This is a genomic window from Rhizorhabdus wittichii (genome assembly GCF_017607425.1).
In the GTDB taxonomy this organism is placed as follows: Bacteria; Pseudomonadota; Alphaproteobacteria; order Sphingomonadales; family Sphingomonadaceae; genus Rhizorhabdus; species Rhizorhabdus wittichii.
In genome coordinates this window covers 3,781,524-3,799,350 of sequence record NZ_CP059319.1, presented here as the reverse complement: position 1 = coordinate 3,799,350, position 17,827 = coordinate 3,781,524, and the positions used below count along the sequence as shown (strand labels likewise).

The window sequence follows — 17,827 nt, the reverse complement described above, 5'->3', positions numbered from 1 at the left end:
GGATCTCAGGCGACATGAGCGCGCGCTTGCTGCACGAGACCCCGGCCTCCGCCGGGGCTCCGCTTCTCGGGGAGAAGCTCCGTGCTTGACGACAAGGACCGCATCTTCACCAACGTCTACGGGTTCCAGCCCTGGAACCTGGAGGCGGCGCGCAAGCGCGGCGACTGGGACGACACCAAGGCGCTGCTCGCGCGCGGGCCCGACCAGATCATCGAGGACATCAAGGCCTCGGGCCTGCGCGGCCGCGGCGGCGCGGGCTTCCCGACCGGCATGAAGTGGAGCTTCATGCCGAAGGAGCCGAAGCCGGGCCGTCCCAGCTTCCTGGTGATCAACGCCGACGAGTCCGAGCCGGGATCGTGCAAGGACCGCGAGATCATCCGCCACGATCCGCACAAGCTGATCGAGGGCGCGCTGGTCGCCGGTTTCGCGATGCGCGCGCGGGCGGCCTATATCTACATCCGCGGCGAGTTCATCTACGAGGCGAAGGTGCTGTTCGCCGCCGTCGAGGAGGCCTATGCGGCCGGCCTGCTCGGCAAGAACGCCGCCGGATCGGGCTATGACTTCGACGTCTTCGTCCATCGCGGCGCCGGCGCCTATATCTGCGGCGAGGAGACCGCCCAGATCGAGAGCCTCGAGGGCAAGAAGGGCCAGCCGCGCCTGAAGCCGCCCTTCCCGGCGGGCGCGGGCCTCTACGGCTGTCCGACCACGGTCAACAACGTCGAATCGATCGCGGTGGCGCCGACCATCCTGCGGCGCGGCGCGGCCTGGTTCGCCGGCATCGGCCGCGAGGGCAACAAGGGCACCAAGCTCTTCCAGATCTCGGGCCATGTGAACAAGCCGTGCGTCATCGAGGAGGCGATGGGCATCCCGTTCCGCGAGCTGATCGACCGCCACGCCGGCGGCATCCGCGGCGGCTGGGACAATCTGCTCGCGGTGATTCCGGGCGGCTCGTCGGTGCCGCTGGTCCCGGCGGCGCAGATCATGGACGCGCCGATGGACTTCGACGGGCTCAAGGCGCTCGGCTCGGGCCTCGGCACCGCCGCCGTGATCGTCATGGACAAGTCGACCGACATCGTCCGCGCGATCAGCCGGCTCAGCTATTTCTACAAGCATGAGAGCTGCGGCCAGTGCACGCCGTGCCGCGAGGGCACCGGCTGGATGTGGCGCGTGATGGAGCGGCTGCGCACCGGCGAGGCGCGCATCGACGAGATCGACACGCTGCTCGACGTCACCAAGCAGGTCGAGGGTCACACCATCTGCGCCCTGGGCGATGCGGCCGCCTGGCCGATCCAGGGCCTGTTGCGTCATTTCCGCCCCGAGGTGGAGCGCCGGATCCGGGAGCGCGGCAACGACGGCGCGATGATGGAGGCAGCCGAATGAGGACGCGCATCCTGACCGCCCTGCTCGCCGTCGCCGTGGCGGCGCCGGCAATCGCCAATGATCCGCCGCTCGGCTCGCGCCTCGGCGAACGCCTCAAGCGGGGCGAGTCCCGCGACAATTACGACGCGCTGCGCTCGGCCCACCGGTTGGCCGAGTGCCTCTATTTCAAGCGCGGTTCGGACGTGATCGGCGCGCTGACCGCGCTGTCCGAGGCGGACCAGAAGCGCTACCAGCGCAACCTGAGCCAGAGCGTCGAGTGCCGCAACGCGACGCTGGTCGACTCGCCGCGCCTCGAAGGCGTCTCGATCCAGGCGCCGGCCGACGTGCTGCGCGGCATGATGGCCGAGGCGGTGCTCGACAAGACCACCAAGGACGAGGTGCTGCAGCCGCTGCCCGCCGCGACCGGCGCCGCCTATCAGCGCGACTGGTTCGCGATCACCGGGCGCGACCGGACCGTCGACGAGATGGCGGTCTGCACCGCGGAGCAGAACCCGGCCGGCATCCGCGACCTGCTTGCGACCAGGCCCGAGAGCGCCGAGGAGCTGGCCGCCGTCAAGGCGGTGGGCGCGACGCTGGGCCCGTGCCTGCCGCAGGGCGCCACGCTCAAGGCCAACCGCCAGTCGCTCCGCGCGGCGCTGGCCGAAGCGCTTTTCCATCGGGCCACGGGGCCGGTGGTGGCCGCACAGTGAAGACCGTGGAGACATCCCGGGCGCTGCGTCTGGCGACGACGGCGATGGCGGTGGCCGCCGTCGTGCCGCCCGCCATCGGCGCGGCGCAGCGCGTCGGCATGTCCCAGGAGCAATCCCAGCGTTCGACGCGGGCCTTCGTGCAATGCATGGTGGCCAACCGGAAGCAGCTTTCGGAACAATATCTGGGCGCGACCGAGCCGGCCGACTTCGCCAAGTGGCGCGATCGGCTGTGGGACAATGTCCGTTGCAACCTGCCCGGCTTTCCCGGCACCGGAAGCGGTTTCCGGAGCTTCACGATGCCGATCGACGTGGAGCGGGGACTGGTCGCCGAGCAGCTCATCCTCACCGGCCGCGTGACGCCGCCGACCGAGCCGGCCAAGCCCGCCACGCCCGCGCCCTACCAGCCCCGCTGGGCGGCGGTGACGGGCCGGGCCCCGGCCGTCGACGAGATGGCGGATTGCGTCGCGGCAAACGATCCCGGCGGCGTGGTCGCCTTGTTGCGGAGCGACGCCGACAGCGACGCCGAGAAGGCCGCCTTCGCGGCGCTGGGCGAGAAATTCGGGCAATGCCTGGTGAGCGGCGCGACGCTCAAGGCCAATCGTCTTTCGATGCGCGCGGCGCTCGCCGAGGCGCTCTACCAACGGGCGGCGTCGCCCGCATTCAATAGTACCGCAGGAATTCAGTAATGCCGAAGCTCACCGTAGACGGGATCGAAGTCGAAGTCCCCGCCGGCGCCACGGTGCTCCAGGCCTGCGAAGCCGCGGGCAAGGAGATTCCGCGGTTCTGCTATCATGAGCGGCTGTCGATCGCCGGCAATTGCCGCATGTGCCTGGTCGAGGTGAAGCCCGGGCCGCCCAAGCCGCAGGCGTCGTGCGCGCTGCCCGCCGCCGACAAGCAGGAGGTGTTCACCCAGTCGCCGATGGTCAAGAAGGCGCGCGAGGGGGTGATGGAGTTCCTGCTCATCAACCATCCGCTCGATTGCCCGATCTGCGACCAGGGCGGCGAGTGCGACCTGCAGGACCAGTCGGTCGCCTATGGCAAGGGGCAGAGCCGCTTCATCGAGAACAAGCGCGCCGTCACCGACAAATATATGGGCCCGATCGTCAAGACGACGATGACCCGCTGCATCCAGTGCACCCGCTGCGTCCGCTTCGCCGAGGAGGTGTCGGGGATCGAGGAGATCGGCGCGATCCATCGCGGCGAGAACATGCAGATCACCTCCTATCTCGAACAGGCGGTGACCAGCGAGCTGTCGGGCAACGTCGTCGACCTGTGCCCGGTCGGCGCGCTGACGAGCAAGCCCTATGCGTTCGAGGCGCGGCCCTGGGAGCTCAAGAAGACCCCCGGCATCGACGTGATGGACGCGGTCGGCACCAATGTCCGCTTCGACAGCCGCGGCCGCCAGGTGCTGCGCGTGCTGCCGCGGATCAACGAGGACGTGAACGAGGAATGGGCGTCGGACAAGACGCGCCACGCCGTCGACGGCCTGGTCCGCCGCCGCCTCGACAAGCCGTTCGTCCGCCGCAAGGGCAAGCTGGTCGAGGCGAGCTGGCAGGAGGCCTTCGCCGCGATCAAGGCCGCCAAGGCGGGCAGCTCGGTCGCCGCGATCGCGGGCGACCAGCTCGACTGCGAGACGATGTACGCCGCCAAGGCGCTGCTCGCGGCGATGGGGTCGACCCTGCTCGAAGGCCGCCAGACCGGCATGGACTATGACGTGTCGAGCCTCGCCGCGGTCAATTTCAACAGCACGATCGCCGGCATCGAGACCGCCGACGTCATCCTGCTGGTCGGCAGCAACCTCCGCTGGGAGGCGCCGCTGATCAACACCCGCGTCCGCAAGGCGGTGAAGCGCGGCGCCAAGGTCTTCGCGATCGGCGAGGAGGTGAACCTCACCTATCCGGCGCAGTGGCTCGGCAACGACCTCGGCCTGCTCGGCAAGCTGCCCGAGGCGGTGACCGCGGCCTTCGCCGGGGCCGAGCGCCCGGCGCTGATCGTCGGCGGCGGCGCGCTCAAGGCGGGCGCGCAGGGCGCGACGCTGGCGCTGGTCAAGCCGCTCGGGCTGATCAGGGACGGCTGGAACGGCTACAACGTCGCCCATCTCGCCGCGGCGCGGATGGGCGGGCTGATGCTCGGCTATGCGCAGAAGGGCGGGATCGCCGACATCGTCGCGGCCGCGCCGAAGCTTCTCTTCCTGCTCGGCGCCGACGACGTCGACCTGACCGCGTTCGACAAGAGCCTGAAGGTCTATGTCGGCCATCATGGCGATGCCGGCGCGGCCGGAGCCGACGTGGTGCTGCCCGGCGCCGCCTATACCGAGAAGCCCGGCACCTATGTGAACACCGAGGGCCGCGTCCAGTTCGGCGACCGCGCCGTCTTCCCGCCGGGCGACGCCCGCGAGGACTGGGCGATCCTGCGCGCGCTGAGCGAGGTGCTCGGCCACAAGCTGCCGTTCGACAGCCTCGACCAGCTCCGCGCCGCGATGACGGCCGAGGTGCCCGCGCTCGGCACCGGCGGCCTCGCCGGCTATGCCTGGTCCGCGCCGAAGCTGCCGGCCAAGGCGTCGGGCCCGGTCGGCTATCCGGTCAAGGACTTCTACCTCACCAACCCGATCGCCCGCGCCAGCGACACGATGCAGCGCTGCTCGGCCGAACTCCTCCATGGGCAGAGCTTCGCGGAGGCCGCCGAATGACCGCGCTGTTCCAGAGCTGGGGCCTGCCCTACGACTGGGCCTGGTTCGTCTCGACCATCATCGGCATCCTCGTCATCGCGCTGCCGCTGATGCTCGCGGTGGCGATGATCATCTACGCCGATCGCAAGATCTGGGCGGCGATGGCGCTGCGCCGCGGCCCGAACGTCGTCGGGCCCTGGGGCCTGCTGCAGAGCTTCGCCGACGGCGCCAAGGTGTTCCTCCAGGAGACCATCATCCCGGCCGCCGCGAACAAGGGCCTGTTCCTGCTCGCGCCGATCATCACCTTCACGGTCGCGCTGATCGTCTGGGCGGTGATCCCGTTCGCGCCGGGCGTGGTGCTCGCCGACATCAACATCGGCCTGCTCTACGTGCTCGCCGCCTCGTCGATCGGCGTCTATGGCGTGATCATCGCGGGCTGGGCGTCCAACTCCAAATATCCCTTCTACTCGGCGCTCCGCGCGGCCGCGCAGATGGTCAGCTATGAGGTCTCGATCGGCTTCGTGCTGATCTCGGTCGTGCTGTGGACCGGCAGCTTCAACATGTCGGCGATCGTCGAGGGGCAGCGCGCCCACATCTTCGGCTTCATCAACGGCTACGGCTTCAACCCGCTGCTCTTCCCGATGGCGGTGGTGTTCCTGATCTCGGCGATGGCGGAGACCGCGCGCACCCCGTTCGACCTGACCGAGGCCGAATCGGAGCTCGTCGCCGGCTACCAGACCGAATATTCGTCGATGTCGTTCGCGCTCTACTGGCTCGGCGAATATGCCAACGTCATCCTGATGTGCGGCCTCAACGCGATCCTGTTCTGGGGCGGCTGGCTGCCCCCGGTCGACTGGGCGCCGCTCTACATGGTGCCGGGCATCATCTGGTTCTTCGCCAAGCTGCTGTTCTTCTTCTTCGTCTTCTCCTGGGTGAAGGCGACCGTCCCGCGCTACCGCTACGACCAGCTCATGCGGCTGGGGTGGAAGGTCTTCCTGCCGCTGTCGCTGTTCTGGGTGTTCCTCGTTTCGGGGTGGCTGATGCTCACCCGCTATGGAGTCTGAGATGAGCCTCGGGCACATCATCAAGTCGTTCACGCTCTGGGAGTTCGTGAAGGCGCACTGGCTGACCCTGAAATATTTCTTCAAGGCCAAGGCGACGATCAACTACCCGTTCGAGAAGAACCCGCTGTCGCCCCGCTTCCGCGGCGAGCATGCGCTGCGCCGCTATCCGAACGGCGAGGAGCGCTGCATCGCGTGCAAGCTGTGCGAGGCGGTGTGCCCGGCGCAGGCGATCACGATCGAGGCCGAGCCGCGTGACGACGGCTCGCGCCGCACCACCCGCTACGACATCGACATGACCAAGTGCATCTTCTGCGGCTTCTGCCAGGAAGCCTGCCCGGTCGACGCGATCGTCGAGGGACCCAATTTCGAATATTCGACCGAAACCCGCGAAGAGCTCATCTACGACAAGGCCAAGCTGCTCGCCAATGGCGACCGCTGGGAGCCGGCGATCGCCGCCAACCTTGCCGCCGATGCGCCCTACCGGTAAGCGCCAGCCGTTCGCGAAGGGGCACTGAGAAAGCCGTGATCCAGACCATAGCCTTCTATCTGTTCGCCGCGCTGGTGGTTGCCTCGGGCACGCTCACCATCCTGGCGCGCAATCCGGTGCACAGCGTGCTGTGGCTCATCCTCGCCTTCTTCAACGCGGCGGGCCTGATGATCCTGGTCGGTGCCGAGTTCATCGCGATGCTGCTCGTCATCGTCTATGTCGGCGCGGTCGCGGTGCTGTTCCTGTTCGTCGTGATGATGCTCGACATCGACTTCGCCGAGCTGCGCGCGGGCTTCGCGCAATATCTGCCGTTCGGCATATTGCTCGTGCTGGTGCTCGCCGCCGAGATGATCTTCGCGATCGGCGCGTGGAAGGCGGGCGGCATCGACATGGGCGCGCGCATCGCGCCGACCCCGTCGGAGGTGCCCAACATCGAGGCGATCGGCACGCTGATCTACACGCGCTACCTCTACATCTTCGAGGGCGCGGGCCTGATCCTGCTCGTCGCGCTGGTCGGCGCGATCGTCCTCACCCACCGCACGCGGGGCGGCGTCAAGACGCAGAACGTCACCGCGCAGAACATGCGGCGGCCCGAGGACGCGACCCGCAACGTCAAGCCGGCCGTCGGCCAGGGGGTGGAGCTGTGATGACGACCTTCCAAATCCTCCCTGCGCACAGCGCGGGGAGGGGGACCAGCCGCAGGCTGGTGGAGGGGCGCCGCGCCAGCGGCGTCTTCGTCGCCGCCGCCTCCACCGCACTACGTGCGGTCCCCCTCCCCATGCTGCGCATAGGGAGGATTTAAGAGATGATCGGCCTGCAACATTATCTGGTCGTCTCGGCGATCCTGTTCGTGATGGGGGTGTTCGGCATCTTCCTCAACCGGAAGAACGTCATCATCATCCTGATGGCGATCGAGCTGATCCTGCTGTCGGTGAACATCAACCTCGTAGCCTTCTCCGCCTATCTGGGCGACCTGGTCGGCCAGGTCTTCGCGATGTTCGTGCTGACGGTCGCCGCCGGCGAGGCCGCGATCGGCCTGGCCATCCTCGTCATCTATTTCCGTGGCCGCGGCACCATCGCGGTCGACGACATCAACCGGATGAAGGGGTGATCGTTCGGTGATTACCGCAATCGTCTTCCTGCCGCTGCTCGCGGCGATCGTCGCAGGGCTCGGCAACCGCATGATCGGCAACGTGGCGGCGAAGACCGTCACCACCGGCGCGCTGTTCATCTCCTGCGCGCTGAGCTGGCCGGTCTTCATCGACTTCATGACCGGCGGCGCGACCGCGCATGTCGTGCCGGTCCTCACCTTCATCCAGTCGGGCGACCTCGCCGTCGACTGGGCGCTGCGCGTCGACACGCTGACCGCGGTGATGCTGGTGGTGGTGACCTCGGTGTCGAGCCTCGTCCACCTCTACAGCTGGGGCTATATGGCGGAGGACCCGAGCCAGCCCCGCTTCTTCGCCTATCTGTCGCTGTTCACCTTCGCGATGCTGATGCTCGTGACCTCGAACAGCCTGGTGCAGATGTTCTTCGGTTGGGAAGGCGTCGGCCTCGCCTCCTACCTGCTGATCGGCTTCTGGTACCAGAAGCCTTCGGCCAACGCCGCCGCGATCAAGGCGTTCGTCGTCAACCGCGTCGGCGACTTCGGATTCTCGCTCGGCATCTTCGGCACCTTCCTGGTGTTCGGCACCGTCTCGATCCCCGAGATCCTGGCGGCGGCCCCCGGCTATGCCGGCGCCTCGATCGGCTTCCTCGGCCACCGCGTCGACCTGATGACGCTGCTCTGCCTGCTGCTGTTCGTCGGCGCGATGGGCAAGTCGGCGCAGCTCGGCCTCCACACCTGGCTTCCCGACGCGATGGAGGGCCCGACCCCGGTGTCGGCGCTGATCCACGCCGCGACGATGGTCACCGCCGGCGTGTTCATGGTCTGCCGCCTGTCGCCGATGTTCGAGGTCAGCCAGACCGCGATGCACGTCGTCACCTATGTCGGCGCGGCCACCGCCTTCTTCGCGGCGACGGTCGGCACGACCCAGACCGACATCAAGCGCGTCATCGCCTATTCGACCTGCTCGCAGCTCGGCTACATGTTCATGGCGGCCGGCGTCGGCGCCTATGGCGCGGCGATGTTCCACCTGTTCACCCACGCCTTCTTCAAGGCGCTGCTGTTCCTCGGCGCGGGCTCGGTGATCCACGCGATGCACCATGAGCAGGACATGCGCCACTATGGCGGGCTCCGGAAGCACATCCCGATCACCTATTGGGCGATGATGGCGGGCACGCTCGCGATCACCGGGGTCGGCATCGCCGGCATCTTCGGCTTCGCCGGCTTCTATTCGAAGGACGCGATCATCGAGGCGGCCTTCGCCAACGGGTCGACCTCGGGCGGCGTCGCCTTCGCGATCGCGGTTTTCGCGGCGCTGCTGACCAGCTTCTATTCGTGGCGGCTGGTCTTCCTGACCTTCTTCGGCAAGCCGCGCTGGGCCGGGTCGGAGCATATCCAGCATGCCGTCCACGACGCGCACGGCCACGGCCATGATCATGGCCACGACGCGCACGACCACGAGGCGCATGGCCACGATCATGAGGGCACGGCGGGCTATCATCCGCATGAAAGCCCGCTCACCATGCTGGTGCCGCTGATCGTCCTGTCGATCGGCGCGGTGCTCGCGGGCTGGTTCTTCGCGCCCCATTTCCTCGATCCCGAGCATGGTGCGGCCTTCTGGGCCGGCAGCATCGCCTTCGACGAGCATCTGATGCACGCGATGCACGGCATCCCCGAGCTCGCCAAGCTGTCGGCGACGATCGTGATGGTGATCGGCTTCCTGATCGCGCTGTGGGCCTATGTGCTCGACCGCACGATCCCGGCGCGCTTCACCGCGCAGTTCCGGGTGCTGTACGACTTCCTGCTGCACAAATGGTATTTCGACGAACTCTATCATTATCTGTTCGTCGTCCCGGCCTTCTGGCTCGGCCGCTTCTTCTGGAAGAAGGGCGACCAGGGCACGATCGACCGCTTCGGCCCGAACGGCATCGCCGCGGTGGCGGTGCGGGCCGGATCGGCCGCGCGCGCGGCGCAGTCGGGCTATCTTTATACATATGCGCTGGTGATGCTGCTCGGCCTTGCGGCCGCGGCGACCTGGGCGATGGTGGGCTGACGCGATGGGCTTTCCTATCCTTACCGTGATGATCGCGCTGCCGCTGGTGGCGGCGCTGGCCTGCCTGTTCGCGGGGGCGAAGGCGGCGCGCTGGATCGCGCTCGCCGCGACGCTCGCCAATCTCGGCCTCGGCATCCTGCTGTGGCATTGCTACGAGATCGGCGGCGCGCAGTGGCAGTTCACCGAGCATGTCGCGCTGTTCGGCCGCTTCGCCTGGGCGCTCGGCATCGACGGCATCGCGCTGCTGCTGATCGTCCTGTCGGTGTTCCTGATGCCGATCTGCATCGCCGCCTCGTGGGAGGCGATCGAGAAGCGCGTGCCCGAATATATGGCGGCCTTCCTGCTGATGGAGACGCTGATGGTCGGCGTCTTCGCGGCGCAGGACCTGTTCCTCTTCTACATCTTCTTCGAAGCCGGCCTGATCCCGATGTACCTGATCATCGGCATCTGGGGCGGCGCCGACCGCATCTACGCCAGCTACAAATTCTTCCTCTACACGCTGCTCGGATCGGTGCTGATGCTGATCGCGATGCTGTGGATGGTGAGCGAGGCGGGCACCACCTTCATCCCCGCGCTGATGGCCTATGACTTCCCGCCGGAAGCGCAGACCTGGCTGTTCCTCGCCTTCTTCGCCTCCTTCGCGGTGAAGATGCCGATGTGGCCGGTCCACACCTGGCTGCCCGACGCGCACGTCCAGGCGCCGACCGCCGGCTCGGTGATCCTGGCGGGCGTGCTGCTGAAGATGGGCGGCTACGGCTTCGTCCGCTTCTCGCTGCCGATGTTCCCGGTCGCCAGCGCCGAGCTGATGTGGCTGGTCATGGGCCTGTCGATGGTCGCGATCGTCGTCACCAGCCTGATCGCGCTGGTGCAGGAGGACATGAAGAAGCTGATCGCCTATTCGTCGGTCGCGCACATGGCCTTCGTCACGATCGGCCTGTTCGCCTTCAACCGGCAGGGGATCGAGGGCGCGCTGATGGTCATGCTCGGCCACGGCCTCGTCTCGGGCGCGCTGTTCCTGTGCGTCGGCGTGATCTACGACCGGATGCACACCCGCGAGATCGTCCGCTATGGCGGCCTGTCGAACAACATGCCCAAATATGCGATGCTGTTCCTGCTGTTCACCATGGCCTCGGTCGGCCTGCCGGGCACCAGCAACTTCGTCGGCGAGTTCCTCTCGCTGGTCGGCGCCTACCAGATCTCGTCCTGGGTGGCGTTCGTCGCGACCACCGGCATCATCACCGGCGCCGCCTATATGCTCTATCTCTACGCCCGCATCGCCTATGGCGCGGCGCGCACGCCCGAAGCGGCGGCGATGCCCGACCTCAGCGCGCGCGAACTCGCCATCCTGGCGCCGATCGCGCTCGCCGTGCTGTGGATGGGCGTCTATCCCGAAAGCTTCCTGGCGCCGATGCGCAACGATGTCGGCGCGGTGCTCGCCCGACTCGCGCCGACCGCGCCGGAAAGCGACGCCAAGGTCGTGATCGGCCATCCCAAACCTGCTGTCGAGGCGCATGTGGAGGCGCACCACTGATGTCGATGACCGCCTCCCTCGCCCTCACCGTTCCCGAGCTGATCCTCTCGGTCGGCGCGCTGCTGCTGCTGCTGGTCGCGGCGTTCGGCGGCGACGGCTTCGCCCGTGCGATCGGCTGGGGCGCCGTCGCGCTGTTCGCCGCCGCCGGCTTCTCGCTGACCGGCCCCGCCGGCAATGGCGGTCCCGGCTTCGACGGGCTCTACATCGCCGACAGCTTCGCGGCCTTCGCCAAGCTGCTGATCTACATCGCCGCCGCCGTCTCGGTGGCGGTGGCGCCCGGCTTCTTCTCCCGCACCGGCGGCGGCTACCGCGCCGAATATCCGGTCCTGATCCTGCTTTCGGGGGTGGGCATGGGGATGATGGTGTCGGCGGGCGACCTGCTGACCCTCTATGTCGGGCTCGAGCTGCAGTCGCTGTCGGCCTATGTGCTCGCCAGCTTCATGCGCCGCGACACCCGCTCGGCTGAGGCCGGTCTCAAATATTTCGTCCTCGGCGCGCTCGCCTCGGGCATCCTGCTCTATGGCATCTCGCTGCTCTACGGCTTCACCGGCACCACCCTGTTCGCCGGCATCTCCGACTCGCTCGCCAAGGGCATGGGCACCGGCCAGATGTTCGGCATGGTGTTCGTCTTCGCCGGCCTCGCCTTCAAGATCTCGGCGGTGCCGTTCCACATGTGGACGCCCGACGTCTATGAAGGCGCGCCGACCCCGGTCACCGCCTTCTTCGCCTCGGCGCCGAAGGTGGCGGGCATGGCGCTGCTGCTGCGCGTCGCGATCGAGGCGATGGGATCGGGCACCGACGCCTGGCGCCAGATCGTCGTCTTCGCCGCGCTCGCCTCGACCATCCTCGGTGCGGTCGCCGCGATCGGCCAGACCAGCATGAAGCGGCTGCTCGCCTATTCGTCGATCAACAATGTCGGCTTCGCGCTGTTCGGCCTCGCCGCCGGGTCGGCCGACGGCGTCGCCGCGACGATGACCTATATGGCGGTCTATGTGGCGATGACGCTGGGCAGCTTCATCTGCGTGCTGCAGATGCGCGGCCAGGACGGCCAGCCGGTCGAGACGATCGCCAGCCTGTCGGGCCTGTCGCGCAGCCGCCCCGGCCTCGCCGCCGCCTTCGCGATCTTCATGTTCAGCCTTGCCGGCATCCCGCCGCTGTTCGGCTTCTGGCCGAAATTCCTGGTGTTCGATGCGCTGGTCCGCGCCGGCTTCTGGCCGCTGGCGATGGTCGGCATCGCGACCTCGGTGATCGGCGCCTTCTATTATCTGAAGATCGTCAAGACGATCTACTTCGACGATCCGGCCCCGGCCGAGTTCGCGCCGGCGGCGTCGAAGCTCGAAGGCGGGCTGATCACCCTCGCGGCGCTCGCGGTCTCGCCGCTCGGCTATCTCGCCATCCCGCTGCTCGACGCGACGAGCATGGCGGCGGCGCGTTCGCTGTTCTGACATGACCATTCCTCCCTGCGCGAAGCGTGGGGAGGGGGACCGGCGAAGCCGGTGGAGGGGTCTTGCGACCCCTACCCCTCCACCATCCTGCGGATGGTCCCCCTCCCCATCTGCGATGGGGAGGATCTGGTGACGCTCATCCGCCACGTCGCCGTCACCGGCTCCACCAACGACGACATGACGGCGCTCGCCCGCGAGGGGGCCGGGGACGTGGCGCGCCGACCGGCGGGAGGGGCGGGCGCGGGCGGCAGGCCGGGTGTCGCCGCCCGGCAATCTCCATGCCAGCACATTGGTCCGCCGCCTCGGCGGCGACCCGCCGGCGCCCAGCCTGGCGATGGTCGCGGCGGTCGCGCTCGACGAGCTGTTGCAGGCGTGGCTTGGCCCCGACCGGCTGGCGATCAAATGGCCCAACGACCTGCTCGCCGACGGCGCCAAGATATCGGGCATATTGCTCGAGGGCGCGGGCGACGCGGTGGTGGTCGGGATCGGCGTCAACCTGGCGCACCGCCCCGAGGGGATCGACCGGCCGGCGACCAGCCTCGCCGCGCTCGGCCTGTCGCCGCCCGAGCCGGGCGACTTCGCCGCCGAGCTGGCGGCGGTGTTCGCCGCCTGGCTGGCGCGCTGGCGCACCGAGGGGCTCGGCGTCGTGCTCGCCCGCTGGCAGGCACGCGCGCATCCGGCCGGCACCGCGCTGCGCGTGCGCGCGCCGGAGGGCGAGATCGAAGGGCTGTACGAGGGCCTCGCCGCCGATGGCGCGCTGCGCCTGCGGACCAGCGACGGGCGCATCCATCTGGTGCACGCCGGCGACGTTTTCCTGCTATAGCGCCCCCGGAACGGAAGGACTCGGACGAAGCATGCTGCTTGCGATCGACGCTGGGAACACCAATATCGTCTTCGCGCTGGTCGACGGCGGCGCGATCGTCGCGCGCTGGCGGATCGCCACCGACGCGCGCCGCACGGCCGACGAATATGCGGTCTGGCTCCACCAGCTCCTCCAGCTCGAGGGCCATGACCGCTCGGTGATCGAGGCGGTGATCATCGCCACGGTGGTGCCGCGCGCGCTCCACAATCTGGAGGTGCTGGCGTCGAAATATTTCGGGGTCGAGGCGCTGGTCGCGGGACGGCCGCCGGTCGAATGGGGCATCACCCTCGACGTCGACGAGCCGCAGAATGTCGGCGCCGACCGCGCCGTCAACGTGATCGCGGCGCACAAGCGGCATCCGGGCGACCTGATCCTGATCGACTTCGGCACCGCGACGACCTTCGACGTGGTCGACTATAGCGGCGCCTATAAGGGCGGGATCATCGCGCCGGGCATCAACCTGTCGCTCGACGCGCTGGTCGCCGCCGCCGCGAAGCTGCCCCGCATCGCGATCGAGGCGCCCGAGACATCGACGGTGATCGGCCGGACGACGCAGGATCAGATGTTGATCGGCATCTATTTCGGCTATGTCGCGATGATCGAGGGGCTGGTCGCGCGGATGAAGGCGGAGATCGGCCGCCCCGCCACGGTGATCGCCACCGGCGGCCTCGCCACATTGTTCGAACGGCATGTGAAGCTGTTCGACAGCATCGAACCGGATCTCACGATCCAGGGCCTCGGCATCATGTATGATCGCCTCAAGACGGGCCCATAACAGATTGGACACAAGCTTACAGTGACGACTCCCGGTAATGAACTGCTCTTCCTGGCGCTTGGCGGCTCCGGGGAGATCGGCATGAACGTCAATCTCTACGGCACCCAGGGCAAATGGGTGATGGTCGACCTCGGCCTCACCTTCGCCGATCCCGGCTATCCGGGGGTCGAGCTGATCCTGCCCGACCTCGCCTTCATCGAGGAGCGCGCCGACGACCTGCTCGGCGTCGTGCTGACCCATGGGCATGAGGACCATATCGGCGCGATCCCCTATCTCGCCGCCGACCTCGGCGTGCCGCTCTACGCGACGCGCTTCACCGCCGAGCTGATCAAGGGCAAGCTCGACGAGGAAGGGCTGACCGGCAAGGTCGACCTCCATGTGATCGAGAATGAGGGCAGCTTCCAGCTCGGCCCGTTCGGCTTCACCTATGTCCCGCTCGCCCATTCGATTCCCGAGGGCAACGCGCTGCTGATCGACACGCCGCACGGCCGCATCTTCCACACCGGCGACTGGAAGATCGACGAGGCGCCGCTGCTCGGCCAGCCCTCGACCGCCGAGGAGCTGACCGCGATCGGCGACCAGGGCGTGCTCGCGCTGGTCTGCGATTCGACCAACGTCTTCAACGAGGAGGCGTCGGGCTCCGAGGCCGACGTCCGCAAGGGCCTCGACGAGGCGATCGGCGCCTGCAAGGCGCGCGTGCTGGTGACGACCTTCGCGTCGAACGCCGCGCGGCTCCAGACGCTGGGCGAGGTCGCGCAGGATACCGGGCGCAAGCTGTGCGTCGCCGGCCGCTCGCTCGACCGCATCATCCGGGTCGCCAAGGCGAGCGGCTATCTCCAGCATTTCCCGCCGGTGATCGACGTCGACGAGGCGATGCGCCTGCCCCCGCGGGAGGTGATGATCATCGCCACCGGTGGCCAGGGCGAGGCGCGCGCCGCGCTGTCGCGCATCGCCTTCGACAGCCACCCGATCAAGCTGTCGGCGGGCGACACGGTGGTGTTCTCGTCGAAGCAGATCCCCGGCAACGAGATCGCGATCGGCCGCATCCAGAACGCGCTCGCCGCCAAGGGGGTCGAGATGATCACCGACCGCCAGGCCGAGGTCCATGTCTCGGGCCATCCGGGGCGGCCCGAGCTCAAGGCGATGTACGGATGGATCCGGCCGGAGATCATCCTGCCGGTCCATGGCGAGCTGCGCCACATGGCCGAGCAGGCGCGCTTCGCCAAGAGCCTGGGGGTGCCGCACGGCATCGTCCAGTCGAACGGCACGCTGGTGCGGCTGGCGCCCGACGGTCCGAAGGCGATCGGCCATGAACGCACCGGCCGCCTCGTCCTCGACGGCGACGTGATCCTGCCCGCCGACGGCTCGACGATGAACGAGCGCCGCCGCGCCGGGCTCTACGGCTTCGTCGGCGTCACCGTCGTGATCGGCAAGGACGGGCGGCTGAAGGGCGAGCCCGCGCTCCACCTGCAGGGCCTGCCGGTCGAGGAGGACCGCGAGGACTTCGTCGCCGACGCCTGCGCGGCCGCGGCCGACGCGGTCGCCAAGGGCGGCAAGGACGAGGCCAAGCTCAGGGAAGCGATCCGCCTCGCGGTGCGCCGCCGCGCGACCTCGTGGACCGGCAAGAAGCCGGTGGTCGACGTCGCGATCATCCGGGTCTGAGAGAAGGGGCCAGCCGATGAAGCTCAGCTCGATCGTCGCGATCTACCTGCTTTTCTGGTGGGGCTGCCTGTTCCTGGTGCTGCCCTTCCGGCTGCGCAGCAGCGCCGAGCCCGAGGCGCTCGTCCCCGGCCAGGCCGAAAGCGCCCCGCCGCGCTTCTCGGTGTGGCGGACGGTGCTGTGGACGACGATCGTCTCGCTGGTCGTGTTCGGGCTGTTCTACGTCAACTATCTCAACGGCTGGATCACCGCCGACTTCTTCGACCTGACCCGGTTTCGCGACGCATAAGATCCTCCCCTGCGCGAGCAGGGGAGGGGGACCACCGAAGGTGGTGGAGGGGTGCGCCGTGCAACGGCGCTGACGCGCCGCCCCTCCACCATGCTGCGCATGGTCCCCCTCCCCATCTGCGATGGGGAGGATTTGAATCTTACGGCCGCTTCGCCTTCTTCGCGTCGGGGGCGAAGGTGTCGCCGAAGAAGTCCTTCGCATACCAGAGCGGCGGCGTGTCGGCGTCGGCCATGGCGCGCATGATCCGGTAATTGGCGTCGGCGAAGCGGGCGCCGGCCTCCCAGTCGATCTTCTGCGCCATGTCGTCGTCGGGGTGGTGATAGGCGCCGCCCAGGAATTTCTCCCAATGCTTCTCGCCGCCATTGGCGAAGCCGGTGGCCAGGAAGACGGCGGGCACGCCCTGCTTGACGAACATATAATGGTCGGAGCGGACGAAGATGGTCTGCGCGGGCATCGGGTCGGGCGACAGGGTGACGCCCATCGGCGCGACCGCCTTCGCCACGATCGGGCCCAGCGTCGAATGGTCGGCGCCGAACGCGGTGACGTCGGTGAAGCGGTAGAGCAGCAGCGGCATGTCGAGGTCGACATTGCCGACGATCGCCTTGATCGGCACGCTCGGGTGGCGCGCATAATAGTCGGCGCCGAGCAGCCCCTTTTCCTCCGCGGTCGAGGCGAGGAAGATCAGCGAGCGGCGCGGCGCCACCGGCGCCTCGGCGGCGGCGCGCGCCACCTCCAGCATCGTCGCGATGCCGGCGGCGTTGTCGAGCGCGCCGTTGTTGATCCGGTCGGTGTCCGGCTTGTCGCCGGGTTTGGGCGGGGTGATGCCGATATGGTCGAGATGCGCCGACAGCACGACATATTCGGCCTTCAGCGCCGGATCGCTGCCCGGCAGGATCGCGACGACATTGGGGCTGGTCACGCGCTTGGTGACGCTCTGGCTCTGGATGCGGATGCGGGTCTTGAGCGCGAAGCCCTTGGGCCGCCCGCGCGGCTGGTCGGCGATCGCGCGGATCGTGGCGAGGCCCTGCGACGCGCCCTCGAACAGCGCCTGCGCGGCGGGTTCGTTGAGCGAGGCGGTGATGCGGATGCCGGGCGCCTCGTCGAACGCCTTGCCGTCGGCGCCGACCCAGGCGAAGCTCGGCTCGTCGGCGAAATAGACGCTCTGCGCCCAGGGCCGCGTCTTCATCGACAGCAGCGTGCCGATGCTGACCATGCCGATCGCGCCGTGCCGGTCGGCCGCCTGCGCCTTGGTGGCGGAGGCGTGGGCCGCCTCCTCGCTCGGCAGCCCCTGGGGGAAGCCGCGCAACGTGACGACGATCTTCCCCTTCACGTCGAGCCCGGCATAGTTGTCGATGCCGAGCTTCGCATTCTCGATGCCGTAGCCGACGAACACCAGCGGCGCGGCGATGTCGAGCGCCGGCTCGTTGGGGTTGAGGCCGACCAGCACGTCGGTGCCGTGCGTCCAGCTCTGCGTCTTGCCGTTCGGCGCGGTGATCGCGACGCTGCCCGGGGTCGCGCCGGGATCGGTCTGCTGGAAGGTGATCCGCTGGAACCAGCCGCCGTCGTCGCCGCCGGGCTTGAGCCCCAGCGCCTCGAACCGGCTGGCGACGTAGCGCGCCGCGATCTCGTGCCCCCGGCTGCCGGTGTCGCGCCCCTCGAGCAGGTCGTCGGCGAGGAAGGAGACGGTGGCGCGGAAGCTCTCCGGCGCGAAGGCCGGGGCGGCCGGTGTCCCGGCGACGGTGGCGAGCGGCGATGCGAGCAGGGCGAAGGCGGCGAGCGCCCCGGCGACGGAGGTTGGTTTCACGGGCGGGAGTCCCTTT

16 protein-coding genes are annotated in these 17,827 nt (G+C 68.4%); 15 read left to right on the top strand and 1 reads right to left on the bottom strand.

The window, feature by feature from the left end; translation table 11 throughout:
- Positions 1 to 81 precede the first annotated feature (81 nt).
- The 15 genes from nuoF (at position 82) to HRJ34_RS18115 (ending at position 16,007) form a co-directional block, all read left to right on the top strand.
- Positions 82 to 1,380, top strand: coding sequence for an NADH-quinone oxidoreductase subunit NuoF (nuoF, locus tag HRJ34_RS18185; protein ID WP_208632061.1), 1,299 nt, complete (start codon positions 82 to 84; stop codon positions 1,378 to 1,380).
- Positions 1,377 to 2,069, top strand: coding sequence for a hypothetical protein (locus HRJ34_RS18180; protein WP_208632060.1), 693 nt, complete (start codon positions 1,377 to 1,379; stop codon positions 2,067 to 2,069). The genes nuoF and HRJ34_RS18180 overlap by 4 nt, the downstream gene beginning before the upstream one ends.
- A 5-nt stretch (positions 2,070 to 2,074) precedes the next feature.
- Positions 2,075 to 2,755: a hypothetical protein gene (locus HRJ34_RS18175; RefSeq protein WP_012049190.1), complete on the top strand. Its 681-nt coding sequence runs from the start codon at positions 2,075 to 2,077 to the stop codon at positions 2,753 to 2,755.
- A complete protein-coding gene (gene nuoG, locus HRJ34_RS18170; protein ID WP_208632059.1) occupies positions 2,755 to 4,758 on the top strand; it encodes an NADH-quinone oxidoreductase subunit NuoG in 2,004 nt (667 codons plus the stop codon). Before HRJ34_RS18175 ends, nuoG begins: the two co-directional genes overlap by 1 nt.
- Positions 4,755 to 5,801 (top strand): NADH-quinone oxidoreductase subunit NuoH, encoded by a 1,047-nt coding sequence (nuoH, locus tag HRJ34_RS18165; RefSeq protein WP_012049192.1) that lies wholly within the window; start codon positions 4,755 to 4,757, stop codon positions 5,799 to 5,801. The genes nuoG and nuoH overlap by 4 nt, the downstream gene beginning before the upstream one ends.
- Position 5,802: 1 nt before the next feature.
- Complete coding sequence (gene nuoI, locus HRJ34_RS18160; protein WP_029992705.1) at positions 5,803 to 6,288, top strand: NADH-quinone oxidoreductase subunit NuoI; 486 nt, start codon at positions 5,803 to 5,805, stop codon at positions 6,286 to 6,288.
- Positions 6,289 to 6,323: 35 nt separating this feature from the next.
- A complete protein-coding gene (locus HRJ34_RS18155) occupies positions 6,324 to 6,935 on the top strand; it encodes an NADH-quinone oxidoreductase subunit J (protein ID WP_012049194.1) in 612 nt (203 codons plus the stop codon).
- 158 nt (positions 6,936 to 7,093) lie between these two features.
- The gene (gene nuoK / locus HRJ34_RS18150; RefSeq protein ID WP_012049195.1) at positions 7,094 to 7,399 is read left to right on the top strand and encodes an NADH-quinone oxidoreductase subunit NuoK; all 306 of its coding nucleotides are present in this window, start codon (positions 7,094 to 7,096) and stop codon (positions 7,397 to 7,399) included.
- 7 nt (positions 7,400 to 7,406) lie between these two features.
- Positions 7,407 to 9,446: an NADH-quinone oxidoreductase subunit L gene (nuoL, locus tag HRJ34_RS18145; RefSeq protein WP_208632058.1), complete on the top strand. Its 2,040-nt coding sequence runs from the start codon at positions 7,407 to 7,409 to the stop codon at positions 9,444 to 9,446.
- A gap of 4 nt (positions 9,447 to 9,450) precedes the next feature.
- On the top strand, positions 9,451 to 10,977 hold the full coding sequence (locus tag HRJ34_RS18140; protein ID WP_012049197.1) for an NADH-quinone oxidoreductase subunit M: 1,527 nt from the start codon (positions 9,451 to 9,453) through the stop codon (positions 10,975 to 10,977).
- Positions 10,977 to 12,422 carry an NADH-quinone oxidoreductase subunit NuoN gene (gene nuoN / locus HRJ34_RS18135; RefSeq protein ID WP_016747807.1) on the top strand — a complete coding sequence of 482 codons (1,446 nt, stop codon included), beginning with the start codon at positions 10,977 to 10,979 and terminating at the stop codon, positions 12,420 to 12,422. The genes HRJ34_RS18140 and nuoN overlap by 1 nt, the downstream gene beginning before the upstream one ends.
- A 256-nt stretch (positions 12,423 to 12,678) precedes the next feature.
- Positions 12,679 to 13,245 carry a biotin--[acetyl-CoA-carboxylase] ligase gene (locus HRJ34_RS18130; RefSeq protein WP_226948847.1) on the top strand — a complete coding sequence of 189 codons (567 nt, stop codon included), beginning with the start codon at positions 12,679 to 12,681 and terminating at the stop codon, positions 13,243 to 13,245.
- Between the two features lie 31 nt (positions 13,246 to 13,276).
- Complete coding sequence (locus HRJ34_RS18125; RefSeq protein WP_012049200.1) at positions 13,277 to 14,059, top strand: type III pantothenate kinase; 783 nt, start codon at positions 13,277 to 13,279, stop codon at positions 14,057 to 14,059.
- Between the two features lie 81 nt (positions 14,060 to 14,140).
- Positions 14,141 to 15,721, top strand: coding sequence for a ribonuclease J (locus tag HRJ34_RS18120; protein WP_049771245.1), 1,581 nt, complete (start codon positions 14,141 to 14,143; stop codon positions 15,719 to 15,721).
- Between the two features lie 16 nt (positions 15,722 to 15,737).
- Entirely contained in the window at positions 15,738 to 16,007 is a 270-nt protein-coding gene (locus tag HRJ34_RS18115; protein ID WP_012049202.1) for a DUF1467 family protein, read from the top strand.
- Positions 16,008 to 16,146: 139 nt separating this feature from the next.
- Here HRJ34_RS18115 and HRJ34_RS18110 read toward each other — a convergent pair whose 3' ends face one another.
- Positions 16,147 to 17,811, bottom strand: a complete 1,665-nt coding sequence (locus tag HRJ34_RS18110; protein ID WP_208632057.1) for a M28 family metallopeptidase — start codon at positions 17,809 to 17,811, stop codon at positions 16,147 to 16,149.
- Between the last annotated feature and the right edge of the window lie 16 nt (positions 17,812 to 17,827).